11 protein-coding genes are annotated in these 12,106 nt (G+C 37.5%); 9 read left to right on the top strand and 2 right to left on the bottom strand.

The annotated features are described in order from the left end of the window. The first annotated feature begins 24 nt into the window (after positions 1-24). The 9 genes from ACLL8Z_RS14955 to ACLL8Z_RS14915 all read left to right on the top strand — a co-directional run bounded on the left by ACLL8Z_RS14955 (position 25) and on the right by ACLL8Z_RS14915 (position 9,777). Positions 25-1,473, top strand: coding sequence for an O-antigen ligase family protein (locus ACLL8Z_RS14955; RefSeq protein ID WP_411275599.1), 1,449 nt, complete (start codon positions 25-27; stop codon positions 1,471-1,473). Then, positions 1,463-2,365: a glycosyltransferase family 2 protein gene (locus tag ACLL8Z_RS14950; RefSeq protein ID WP_411275598.1), complete on the top strand. Its 903-nt coding sequence runs from the start codon at positions 1,463-1,465 to the stop codon at positions 2,363-2,365. The genes ACLL8Z_RS14955 and ACLL8Z_RS14950 overlap by 11 nt, the downstream gene beginning before the upstream one ends. 170 nt (positions 2,366-2,535) lie before the next feature. After that, on the top strand, positions 2,536-3,201 hold the full coding sequence (locus ACLL8Z_RS14945) for an acyltransferase (RefSeq protein ID WP_411275597.1): 666 nt from the start codon (positions 2,536-2,538) through the stop codon (positions 3,199-3,201). Then, positions 3,194-4,420: a glycosyltransferase gene (locus ACLL8Z_RS14940; RefSeq protein ID WP_411275596.1), complete on the top strand. Its 1,227-nt coding sequence runs from the start codon at positions 3,194-3,196 to the stop codon at positions 4,418-4,420. The genes ACLL8Z_RS14945 and ACLL8Z_RS14940 overlap by 8 nt, the downstream gene beginning before the upstream one ends. Then, entirely contained in the window at positions 4,407-5,576 is a 1,170-nt protein-coding gene (locus tag ACLL8Z_RS14935; protein ID WP_411275595.1) for a glycosyltransferase family 2 protein, read from the top strand. Before ACLL8Z_RS14940 ends, ACLL8Z_RS14935 begins: the two co-directional genes overlap by 14 nt. A 40-nt stretch (positions 5,577-5,616) precedes the next feature. Continuing rightward, positions 5,617-6,366, top strand: a complete 750-nt coding sequence (locus ACLL8Z_RS14930; protein ID WP_411275594.1) for an FkbM family methyltransferase — start codon at positions 5,617-5,619, stop codon at positions 6,364-6,366. A gap of 226 nt (positions 6,367-6,592) precedes the next feature. Beyond that, entirely contained in the window at positions 6,593-7,450 is an 858-nt protein-coding gene (locus ACLL8Z_RS14925) for a beta-1,6-N-acetylglucosaminyltransferase (protein WP_411275593.1), read from the top strand. 96 nt (positions 7,451-7,546) lie between these two features. Further along, a complete protein-coding gene (locus ACLL8Z_RS14920) occupies positions 7,547-8,893 on the top strand; it encodes an oligosaccharide flippase family protein (RefSeq protein ID WP_411275592.1) in 1,347 nt (448 codons plus the stop codon). A gap of 86 nt (positions 8,894-8,979) precedes the next feature. Beyond that, the gene (locus tag ACLL8Z_RS14915; protein ID WP_411275591.1) at positions 8,980-9,777 is read left to right on the top strand and encodes a glycosyltransferase; all 798 of its coding nucleotides are present in this window, start codon (positions 8,980-8,982) and stop codon (positions 9,775-9,777) included. Positions 9,778-9,813: 36 nt separating this feature from the next. On the opposite strand, the gene ACLL8Z_RS14910 is transcribed toward ACLL8Z_RS14915, so the two are convergent. Both ACLL8Z_RS14910 and ACLL8Z_RS14905 read right to left on the bottom strand, forming a co-directional pair. Then, the gene (locus ACLL8Z_RS14910; protein ID WP_411275590.1) at positions 9,814-11,007 is read right to left on the bottom strand and encodes a hypothetical protein; all 1,194 of its coding nucleotides are present in this window, start codon (positions 11,005-11,007) and stop codon (positions 9,814-9,816) included. Between the two features lie 107 nt (positions 11,008-11,114). Continuing rightward, positions 11,115-11,882 (bottom strand): DUF4114 domain-containing protein, encoded by a 768-nt coding sequence (locus tag ACLL8Z_RS14905; protein WP_411275589.1) that lies wholly within the window; start codon positions 11,880-11,882, stop codon positions 11,115-11,117. Positions 11,883-12,106: the final 224 nt, after the last annotated feature.

Here is a 12,106-nt window from a genome sequence, read left to right as displayed (position 1 = left end):
TAAACAATTATCAAATCTGTTTTTATGAGGCATTATTTAATTTCCTTGCCAGAAATATTACAAAAAGGCATTCTTTTGCTTTTAGGGCTTGTTTTTGTCCTATTATTAGGCTTCGCCACAGCGGAGTTTGGCTCAATAGTACCTATATCCATAATTATCATAGCTGTAATCGCCGCATTGATTGTCGGGATATTTAAGAACCCCATGGCAGGCTTTATCGCCACAATTTCTTACTGTTTTGCATTCTTTATCCTTGTGCGGGAGATAGACGGTTTACCCTTTGGAGCAGGCATTGAAATCCTTCTGTTTCTTACTTGGGTGGCTGCATGGGTCCAGTTTAGGCGCTATGAATGGAGTCTTCTAAAAAACGATCTGGTGTATTTAACCTTGATCTGGTTTATAATCAGTGTATTGGAACTTGGCAATCCCGCAGGTGCCAGCGTAATGGGATGGCTTCAAGAGATCAGGACTTCAGCCTTATATCCCCTGTTATTCATTCCCCTGGCATTTTTATTTTTTAACACGAATAAGTACCTAAACTTTTTTCTGAAACTTGTCCTGATATTTTCATTTATAGCTTTAGTTTATGGATTACGGCAGAGTTGGATTGGTCTAACTCCCGGAGAGCAAAACTTCTTAGACAACGGAGGCGCCGGCACCCATCTCATTTGGGGTAGACTGCGTGTATTTTCATTCTTTAGTAATGCCAGCCAATTTGGCGTTTCACAGGCTCACATTGGGCTGATAGCTTTTATACTCGCCTTAGGTCCTTTTAAATGGTGGAAAAAATTATCGCTCTTTATGTTATCTGCGCTTTTGCTTTACGGGATGCTCGTATCAGGAACCAGGGGTGCGCTATTTGCGCTAATTGTTGGCGGCATAACAGCTATCTTTCTAAGCAAGAACTATAAAATTTTAATTATTGGCGCAATCGTGCTCACTGCTGGAGTTAGCGTGCTAAAATTTACAACAGTAGGTAACGGAAATTATGAAATTTATCGTTTAAGAACTGCTCTGGACCCTGAAGATGCATCACTAAACACCCGATTTATAAACCAGGAAATTTTAAAAGATTATTTAAAAACCAGGCCTTTTGGTGGAGGTCTCGGTGTGACAGGTTTTTGGGGAGCAAAATATAATGCCGATAAATTTCTTTCCAAGGTACCACCCGATAGCTACTGGGTTAAGGTGTGGGTGATGTATGGAGTTGTGGGCCTGGTTATTTGGTTTTCTATTATGATGTATATCCTGGGCAAAGGGTTCGGCATAATCTGGAATATTAAGGATAAAGGTTTGCGCTATAAGTTAATTGCACTCAGCTCTGGAGCTGCGGGAATATTTTTTGCCAGTTATGGAAATGAGATTATGAATGATATGCCTTCAAGTATGATTATCAGCATATCATGGGCTTTCATCTTCATGGGACCAAGGTTAGATCGCGAACTCACAAAATCTGATCGTCATGGAGAATAGTCCATTAGTTTCCATCATTACGGTTAATTATGACCAGCCAGAGGTAACCTGTGAAATGCTTGCTTCTTTACGAGCTCTTAGTTACGAGAACATAGAAATCCTTGTGGTGGACAACGGGTCTCCTAAATTCGATCCGCAAATAATCAAAGACAAATACCCGGAGATAAGGTTAATTAAATCGAAAAAAAATCTTGGCTTCGCAGGTGGAAATAATCTCGCAATCCGGGAGGCATCTGGTAAATACTTGTTCTTTTTAAACAATGATACCGAAGTAACAAGGGATTGTATTGAACCGTTAGTGGGTCTTTTTGAAAATGATAAGTCTGCTGGAGTCGTATCTCCAAAAATAATATTTTACAATTCCGACGATACTATTCAGTATGCCGGATCCACGGAAATTAACCCATGGACAGGCCGAAATAAAGGTATTGGAAGTATGGAGAAAGATAGAGGACAGTTTGATGTCACCTCCAAAACGGATCTAGCTCACGGTGCTGCGATGATGGTACCTAAAGCCGTTATTGACGACGTCGGATTGATGCCGGAAATCTATTTCTTGTATTATGAAGAACTGGATTGGTGTGAAATGATCAAACGACAGGGATATAGTTGTCATTATGTAGGTGAATCTATGATATACCATAAGGAGTCTATATCTGTAGGCAAATCCTCATTATTAAAAACCTACTACATAAACCGTAACCGATTGCTATTTATCAGGAGGAACTTTATCGGCTTTCAGAAATGGTCAAGTTATTTTGTGTTCCTGGCGCTTGCAATTCCAAAAAGATCGGTCACACACGCTCTAAACGGCGAGTGGAAACATTGTAGTGCTCTATGGAGGGGAGTTTTCTGGAACCTAAAGTCACCCTTCAAGCTCCCATCTCCCTAAAATAAATTTTAATATTAATGAAACGCAAACCAATATAAAATGCCATTCGAATACTTTTTAATACCTGGAATTATTTCCCTGATCATCGGTTTTCTAAGCGGAAAGAAAATTCATAAGAAACTAAACATTTAATTATTGTTTATATAATAATTAAGGGTTTAAAATAATCCATGACCACAGTGCAAACGAGCGACCAAATTTCTATAAAGTCAAGAATAAAAGCAAATCCCTTTTTAAAGCGGATTGCCCTGAGAATGCTTGCTCCTAAGAATGAATACCGGCCAAGGGTATGGGTAAAATGGGTGTTAAATCCACTTAAACATAAAAGAGGCAAAGGTTCTGTAATAAGAAACAATACTCGAACGGATTTATTTCCATATAATAATTTCTCAATTGGTGAGTTCGCCATCATTGAGGATTTTACGACCATAAATAACGCAGTTGGAGACGTGACCATTGGAGACAAAACGATTGTCGGAATCGGATCTGTCATTATCGGCCCGGTATCAATAGGTAACAATGTGATGATTGCGCAAAATATTGTTATATCGGGTCTGAATCACGGTTATGAAGATGTAAACCTTCCACCTTCCGAGCAGGATGTAACATGTAATCCTATTATAATTTCAGATAACGTTTGGATTGGAGCGAACAGTGTAATAACTGCAGGAGTGACCCTGGGCAAACACTGCGTTATTGGAGCAGGAAGTATTGTCACTAAAAACGTTCCGGCTTACAGTGTAGCCGTAGGAAATCCGGCTAGGGTTATTAAAAGATATAATAGTTTAAATAAGATTTGGGAACACCAAAATCAACAGAATCAACCAAATGCTTAGGAGAAGGATCTGCAGAGATATAGTTATCGTTGGTCAGCAGCCATGGGATACTGAAATTGGGAGCAATTGCAAGGATATTGCTTTGGAAATGAGTAAAAATCACAGGGTGCTATATGTCAATTCGCCTTTGGACCGCGCAACATTGTTGAGACACAGGAATGACGAAAAGGTTCAAACAAGGGTCGAGGTATTGAATGGGAAAAGAAATGGATTGATCCGAATAAACGACAATCTATGGAATCTCTACCCCGATTGCATGGTAGAATCAATTAATTGGATTAATATAGATTACATCTTTGACAGTATTAACCGAACTAATAACAAGAAATTCGCAGCTGCGATTAGTAGAGCTTTGGCTGAAATAAAATTTAAAGATTATATTTTATTTAATGATAGTGAAATATTTAAAGGGTTCTACTTAAATGAGCTTTTAAAGCCAATATTAAGTATCTATTACTCCAGAGATTATATGCTTGCAGTAAATTACTGGAAGAAAAATGGAGAGCGTTTGGAGCCGTTGCTCATTTCAAAGAATGATATATGCATGGCAAATTCCCCGTTCTTGACGGATTATTGCAAGAAATATAATCCAAACTCATTCTACATCGGCCAGGGGTGCGATCTGGAAATGTTTGAGGAAATAAAGGATACTCCTGCTGAACTAATTGGCCTCAGGCGGCCACTAATCGGATATGTTGGAGCTTTACAGTCAATTCGGCTTGATATTGAGCTGCTTGCAAGCATAGCGACAGCGCGGCCGTACTGGACCATAGTATTAGTTGGACCGGAGGATGATGCTTTTAAAAATAGTGTTCTTCACCAATTTGATAATGTCATTTTTACGGGTTTAAAACCTGTAGCAGAATTACCCGCTTACATTCAAGCCTTTGATGTTTGTATAAATCCGCAGTTGGTAAACGAAGTTACGATTGGCAACTACCCCCGAAAGATTGACGAATACCTTGCTGTGGGCAAGCCAGTAGTAGCTACAAAAACACGGGCAATGGATATTTTCAAAGATCATGTTCACCTGGCAGCAAATGCCGGCGAATACGTGCAGCATATCCAAACAGCATTAGATGAGGATGACGATGCTAATTCATTAAAACGCCGGGAATTCGCGAAAATGCATACCTGGGAAAATTGTGTTCTGGAAATTTATAAAATCCTGGATAGTGTTCACAGCACTCACTTAGAATATAATTATGACTTTGATTAAATCAGTGTGGATTCTCCTGCAAATTTTTATTGGTTACCATCTCGTGCTTCCTATGATATTGTATGTTGTACGTTCTTTCATACGGCGACAACAGCACCCTGAACAAATATCGGCTAAAGCAGATTACGCAATTATCGTAACTGCATATGAACAGACAGACTTGTTGCCTTCGGTGATAGACTCTATTCTAAAACTGAACTATGAAAGCTACCTGATATATGTTGTTGCAGACAATTGCGATATTTCTACCCTGAAATTTACTGATCCCAAAGTAATTCTGTTAAGGCCTGAATCAACTCTATCCAGCAATATAAAATCACACTTTTATGCGATTGATCGTTTCAAACGTCCGCATGATAGAGTAACTATCATCGATAGTGATAATTTAGTACATCCTGAGTACCTAAATATGCTCGACGAATTATTTGATCATGGCTATGAGGCAGTTCAGGGTGTTAGAGAGGCTAAAAACCTCAATACTCATTATGCATGCCTCGATGCTGCCCGCGATATGTATTATCGGCTGATTGATAATAAAATACTATTTGAGATTGGCTCATCCGCCACTTTATCAGGATCTGGCATGGCATTTACAACAAGTCTTTACAAAGAGTGCCTTGAGAGTTCAAATATTGAGGGCGCCGGATTTGACAAGGTCTTACAATATGAAATTCTAAACAGAAATCATAGAATAGCATTTGCAGAACAAGCTATTGTCTATGATGAAAAAACTTCCCGTCCGGAACAACTGGTGAAGCAGCGTGCGCGATGGATAAACACCTGGTTTAAATACTTTGATCTGGGACTGAAAATGACTGGATTAGGAATTAAAAAGCTGGACTGGAACAAGTTTATATTTGGGGTCATGCTAATGAGGCCTCCCCTCTTCATTCTCCTTATAATTTCATTTATATGCTTGGCTGTTGATCTCGTATTATTCCCTTACATGGCAATAATGTGGTTATTATCTCTGGTGATATTCTTCGCAATGTTTTTTATTGCTTTCGATTATTTTAATGCAGATAAAGTTATTTACCGATCACTTTTAAACGCCCCGAAGTTTGTATTCTATCAGCTGGCAGCATTGTTTAAATCAAAAAAAGCTAATCAGTTGTCAGTTGCTACAAAGCATTTCTCAGATACCAAGCTAACATAATTGCGAACACATTGAATACACCTAAATTAATCTCTAGCGAATGAACTTAATTAACAAATTAAAAAGTACACTGAAGCTGTTTTTACAACGAACACTCGGGTTTAACACGTACTTATATATTTTTTCTCTGCTCGCCATTAATAGGGTAAAATATGAGGAGGAGTTTCATTTTTTCAATGACATGATAGAAGATAATGGAATCATATTAGATATTGGAGCTAACATCGGTATAATGACTGCACTTTTAGCAAAAAAGTCCCGGAACGCAAAAATATTCGCCTTTGAACCTATTCCGGAAAATATTAAGACCCTGAAACGGGTTGTTGATCATTATAAATTAAGGAATGTCACTATTTATGAAGCTGCGCTTGGAGATGAAAATGGCCAGCTGAAAATGGTGATGCCCATTATAGATAATGTAAAGATGCAGGGATTAAGTCATGTGCTGGACGATAGTCTTAATCAGCCCAGTGAAAAAGGCAGCTTCTATGATGTACCCGTTTACAAGTTGGATGATCTTGAAGAATTCAAGTCAGCTAAAAAAATAACCGCAATAAAGATTGATGTTGAAAATTTCGAATATCATGTTCTAAAAGGTGGGGAACAGATTCTGAGAGAACATAAACCTGTAATTTATTGTGAGCTCTGGGACAACGAGAAAAAATATCTTACAATTGACTTTCTAAAAAAACTAGGGTACAAAGTGAAAATATATGAGAAAAAGAAGTTGGTCGACTATAGGGAACAATCAGTCACTAACTTCTTTTTCATACCGGACAACGCCGCCTAGCATTATCCCTGGATTATATAGCAAATATCATTAATTCTCTTTTGAGACATCGCATCTGTATGAGGCAATGTGCAGAGAACTTTCTTTACAAACTAAAATTGCGTTCTAATGTTTACCAATACTGAAACCGGTTACTTATGTTAAAAAACCACCCTTCGCAATTTGTTTCTTTCTCAATTCCCGGTGTCCATTTACATTTCTTTGTTACATTTGAGGCTGCTATTTTATGAGAATAGCGCACATCATAATGGCTCATAAAAGTCCATACCAACTTGAGCGATTGGTAGTTGCGATGCAGCATAAAATGTTTGATCTATACATTCATCTCGATAAGAAAAGCGATATCAGGGATTTCAATCATATCGCCGGACATAATAATGTCTTCTTTATAAAAAATAGAATAGAGTGTAATTGGGGAGGCTTCAGTTTTGTAAAAGCTATTTTAAACGCAATGACAGAGGTTCTCTCTTCGGGGAGAACATACCAATTCGTTAATTTGATGAGCGGTCAGGATTATCCCTTAAGAACGGTTGAAGAACTCTATAAATACCTGGGGGAGAATTTAAATATGTCGTTCCTGGCTTATGAACGTGTAGATCACAGCTGGTGGGAACATGCAGTTAGCCGTTATAAATTTTATCATTTTACAGATTTTAAACTAATGGGAAGTTATCTTTTCCAAAAAGTTACCAATAAATTAATGCCGCATCGTAAATTTCCATTAGATCTTACATTGTACGGCAGCACTAACTCGTCGTGGTGGATACTGAGCGCGGATGCCGCTCGATACCTTGTAGACTTTATTAAAGATAACTCGAAGCTCAAAAGCTTTATGAAATTTACCTGGGGTGCCGATGAGTTTCTGATTACTACAATTATCATGAACTCACCGTTTAAGGACAAAGTAATTAATGATAATCTAAGACATATCGACTGGTCATCCGGGGATGCACATCCAAAGGTGTTTGCTAAAATAGATCTGAATGATCTGGTTAACACTAATAAATTCTTTGCAAGAAAATTTGATGTGAATGTAGACAAAGATATCCTTGATCTAATCGATGAGAAAAGCAGGATTGCCTAAAAGTATAATTATTCACATTAGTTCGAATCATAATTTGCATTTAAAGAATAAGAACGTATAGTAAAAGGAATTTTATTTGATGGGATTATAATCAATATGAGCATAAAATTGAGTTCAATTTTAACAAGGCTAAACAATAAATATATCCTTTCTCTAGCTGGAAATGGGATCATGTCGGGCGTAGGAATGGTTACGTCTATAATTCTCCTGAGAGCTCTAAGTATACATGACATGGGTATCTGGATATTGTTTTTTACCAGCTTCCTGCTTCTTGATACTATCAGATCCGGCTTTTTAACAGTTGCTTTTATTAAGTTTTTTTCTGGTGCCGAAAAAGAGCGTGAAGATGAAATTGTTGGTTCAACCTGGATAATAGCAATAGCAATAACGGGATTTTTTGCATTGATGAACATCCCCGCTTATTTTATTGGAAATTACATTAAGAATGAGGGAGTGTCTCTTTTTTTCAACTGGTTCGGAATCGCTTACATTTCCTCACTGCCCTTTTTCGTGGCAGGCAGTATCCTGCAGGCAAAACAGCGCTTTGACCAGCTCCTAATTCTCCGGATTTATAATCAGGGATCATTCGTAATTCTCTTATTTATTTTTATTGCATATGATAACATCAATGTTAACACAGTAATTTATTCGTACATCATCTCTAATCTATTTTCCAGTCTCATGGGTATCATCAACGGTTGGACTTTATTGGGGAAAATTAAATTCGTATCCAAAAAAGGGCTCTTGGATATATATCATTTTGGAAAATTCAGTGTTGGCACGGCTTTAAGTGCCAGCTTATTTGGAACGGCCGATAAATTCATAATAACCTTCATACTTGGTCCTGCAGCATTAGCAATTTATGATACCGGTGGAAAATTGATACAAGTAGTTGAAATCCCATTGAGAAGTTTTATTGCTACTGCAATGCCTACCCTGTCAGCCTACTACAACAAAGGATTGAAGCATGAAGTCTTAGTGGTAATGAAAAAATATATCGGCATGATCACGATTATGCTGGTCCCATTTGTCCTATTAACATTTGTTTTCGCAGATTATATTATCCTTATTCTTGGCGGCGAAAAATATGTAACCAGTGCTGCTCCTGACATTCTAAGGATTTTCATGATGATTTCAATTCTTTACCCGGTCGACAGGTTTTTAGCACTTACACTTGATGTAATTCATCAGCCAAAAATCAATTTTTATAAAGTAATTATCATGCTTATTGTAACGATCATAACAGATTTCATAGGCATTTATATAACCGGCAATGTATTTGGAGTAGTCGTTGCAACTGTATTTCCTGTTTTAACGGGCATAATCATAAGTTTTTTTGCATTGAATAAACATTACGAAAAATTTCATTTCATCGACATATATATTGTAGGCTTTAAAGAACTTAAAATTCTGCTTTACAATTCTTTAAGATTTGCTAAATAACACAATTAAGCATTTTTCTTAAACAATCCTATTGATCAAACGTTCCCCTAAAATATACTTAAATCGTAATTAATAAACTATTACACTTGAGACCTCTCACTTTACCCGATTTTGTCAGGAATGAACAGCATACTCCTGAATGGTTCCTAAATAATATCGCATCTATTTACGCTGGTATGACAGAAATTCAATCTGATGACCCGGATGTGAGCGTTGTTATTCCCGCCTATAATGAGGAAGAAACCATTCTGAGAACTATATCCTCTTTATCCAAATCTAAGAGTATACAAAAAATAGAAATCTTAGTGGTCGATAATAATTCTTCTGATACTACCAGCGCGCTGATCAAAGAAAGTGGAGCCAGATATTTATTTGAAGGAAGACAAGGTGTTAAACATGCGCGCACGGCTGGATTGCACGCTGCAAAGGGTAAATACATACTAAATGCTGATGCTGATTCTATCTATTCGCCTTATTGGATTGACCTGATGACTTTACCTTTGAGGCAGGAAAAAATAGCCTGTACGTATGGTAAATTTGCATTTTTTCCTGAAAATAATACCTCGCGAAAATTTTATTTTTTCTATGAAAGCTTCGGTGACTTATATAAGCGTACCATTCAAAAGTTAAAAGATGAAGCTATGTATGTTTATGGATGTAGCTCTGGGTTTAGAAAGGAACAGGGCATTTTAGTGAATGGTTATGACCATCCGATTGGGTCTAATGAAGATGGCTATTTAGGGCTCAAGTTAAGGGAAAGATTCGGACAATTAAAACGGATAAGTAATAATAGAGCTTTGGTTTGGACTTCCGATCGTCGTTTAAATGAAGAAGGAGGAATACCGATAGCCTTCATGAACAGATTAAGAAAGGTATTTGCCTAAGCGCTCCTGAACTCAATACTATCGTTCCGGTGAAAATCAGAAGCTTATATTTATTAAACCATTTAAGTTGAAGCTGCTGGAGCGGGCGTTGTGAACTTTGATACTCTGTATGGGCGTATCAGAATTTACCAGGAGGCTGAAATCTTTGAACAAAGTTTCTTTATGAATATTTGAGATGTCGAGAGTGATCAATAACTTTCCTTCAGAAATTATCTCTTTTTTTACAATCTGTTCCCTTATCTGAAAATATTCAACCATTTCCTGCATGGTGGTAACCCAGCATTTATCATTCGAATTTGCTTTAATATATGCAGAAAGTGATTTAAAAGCGTCTAAATCGGGAATATGCGTGCCGATTCGATAAAGCATTCGTTCACTCATATTGCTTTTGTTGAACAGGGTGATAATTTTTGTTTTAACCAAATTGATACCCGATGCATCCCATTTATCATTGAAATCCCGGCGAAAGTGAAGGTTGCCCTGAGGCAATTTTGTGACATCAACATAATCTCCGTACATCGGGAAGGATTGAAATCCCTCAAAATGATTTGTAGAGGTTGTCGCAATTATGCCTTGTTGAAACGCCGGTAATAAATATCCCTTATCATTTGATGGGACAACCAGTGTACGCATTTTAAAGCCCGTCTTTTCAAACACAGCCTTTGTGTTTTCACTTATATTATCCGCGACTGGTTTACCATACCCAAAATTATCGGTGGCGTTTAAAACAGAATGATAATAGCCATGATTTTCAAGGGTCCAACCATTTGATACTAATTCCAGTGCATCAGTTTTTGACAAATTCCCCTGGTAATTTTCCCAAAGGTCACCGTTATTATAATTGCCACGACTATTAACTGCAATTGCAGATCTAAAAGTAATTTCCCTGCCGGTTCCATCCGTGAACATTTGGGTATTCAAGTATTTGAACAAACTATATACGGAAGCAGGGTTATCATCGAACTCAAAGTTGATCGCTGAAGTTTTGTTGTATTTTAGATATGGGATTATAGAAGCCGTGTTGGTGGGTGTCGACAAAAAATTTACTTCCACGGCAATCAGTTTTGCATCGATCTTCACTGCATCTTGAGTGGCGACCTGCGGAAGCTTTACGTCAATAACTGGTAAGGGATTTTTGCTACATGAATAGCTTATAAGTACCAGAAAAGCGGCGATAATTTTGATGCATTTCTGTAAATCGTTAGGCAATAAATCAAACAATACTTTCATAAGTTCCCTTACGTAAAGTATTGAAAAAAGTTATATTTATTAAAACCTTTTTAAGGAATTATTGTTACTCAACGCAAAATGCACTCGAAAGTCCAATGTTAATTTTCTTAAGGCGCTGATTTTACAGTAGCATAAATAATTATATCATTAAAATCATGATCACAAGAAGGTTCAGACCTCATCATGTCTTCAAATCCTATAAGTATTTTGTTCTCTTTAGGATATTTAACCAATACTGTATGCTTTTTAAGGTTGGGATCTGTTTCCGGATTTAACACTTCATTTGAGCAAAAATGATTGCCACTAGGATTTACTTTTCCGGAAGCAGAATCCCATCCTTTCTCAATCAGAACAAATCCAATGGACGTTCCTTTGTCGAAATTTCCAATCTTGATTTTATCTCCTGGCCTCAATGCGCCGCCAGCCCATCCTTCCAATGAAGCATTTGGGAACATATAGGTTATATTTTGAAGATTCGCTGGTTTCTTTGGTGGATTATTAGTTGGGTAAGTATAAAATGCAAGTGTATTAAGCTGACTCGCGCCTTCAGACACGAATGTGACAAATACGTCTGATTTTTCGGACATGCTAATATCAGAATTGCTGGAAAGAAGTCCCGGGTTAGCTTTGGTAACATCCTGTCCTGCCGGCAGTATAGAATCAATGAATTTAAATAAAATAGGACTTAATGTATCCGGCGCCAGCTTATAATCGAGGGGCTGACCAAGTGTTCCATAACTTCCAAGGTATTTGTACTCAGTTGCCTTGAAGGACACTTGCTGAAACGGCACATCAGGTCCTGTTGACGCGGGTTTTTTACAAGAAACATAAGTCGCGCCCAAGAGCAAGATCAAAATTAGTTTTGAATTTTTCATAGCATTTCATTAGATAAAAACAACTAATCAAATTAAGTGCCATTAAAAAAAAGAACCTGCTGAAAAGCAGGTTCATTAAAATCCGCCTTAAAAGTTTTACTCAGTTGGCCTGGACGAAGACGGGTGTCTCTGTAACTTCAATGCTAAGTTTACCGCCAGAAATTTGCACGGTCTTAGTACTCATTACATCAGACCCCGCCACAAGATTATAGATCGTGGCAGTT

This window comes from Daejeonella sp., from assembly GCF_046590655.1.
In the GTDB taxonomy this organism is placed as follows: Bacteria; Bacteroidota; Bacteroidia; order Sphingobacteriales; family Sphingobacteriaceae; genus Daejeonella.
The sequence above is the reverse complement of the archived record's forward strand: the minus strand, read 5'-3'. Positions and strand labels throughout refer to the sequence as shown.

Coding starts and splice junctions, on each gene's coding strand:
- ACLL8Z_RS14955 (WP_411275599.1), top strand. CDS start 25: ATGAGGCATTATTTAATTTCCTTGCCAGAAATATTACAAAAAGGCATT.
- ACLL8Z_RS14950 (WP_411275598.1), top strand. CDS start 1,463: ATGGAGAATAGTCCATTAGTTTCCATCATTACGGTTAATTATGACCAG.
- ACLL8Z_RS14945 (WP_411275597.1), top strand. CDS start 2,536: ATGACCACAGTGCAAACGAGCGACCAAATTTCTATAAAGTCAAGAATA.
- ACLL8Z_RS14940 (WP_411275596.1), top strand. CDS start 3,194: ATGCTTAGGAGAAGGATCTGCAGAGATATAGTTATCGTTGGTCAGCAG.
- ACLL8Z_RS14935 (WP_411275595.1), top strand. CDS start 4,407: ATGACTTTGATTAAATCAGTGTGGATTCTCCTGCAAATTTTTATTGGT.
- ACLL8Z_RS14930 (WP_411275594.1), top strand. CDS start 5,617: ATGAACTTAATTAACAAATTAAAAAGTACACTGAAGCTGTTTTTACAA.
- ACLL8Z_RS14925 (WP_411275593.1), top strand. CDS start 6,593: ATGAGAATAGCGCACATCATAATGGCTCATAAAAGTCCATACCAACTT.
- ACLL8Z_RS14920 (WP_411275592.1), top strand. CDS start 7,547: ATGAGCATAAAATTGAGTTCAATTTTAACAAGGCTAAACAATAAATAT.
- ACLL8Z_RS14910 (WP_411275590.1), bottom strand. CDS start 11,007: ATGAAAGTATTGTTTGATTTATTGCCTAACGATTTACAGAAATGCATC.
- ACLL8Z_RS14905 (WP_411275589.1), bottom strand. CDS start 11,882: ATGAAAAATTCAAAACTAATTTTGATCTTGCTCTTGGGCGCGACTTAT.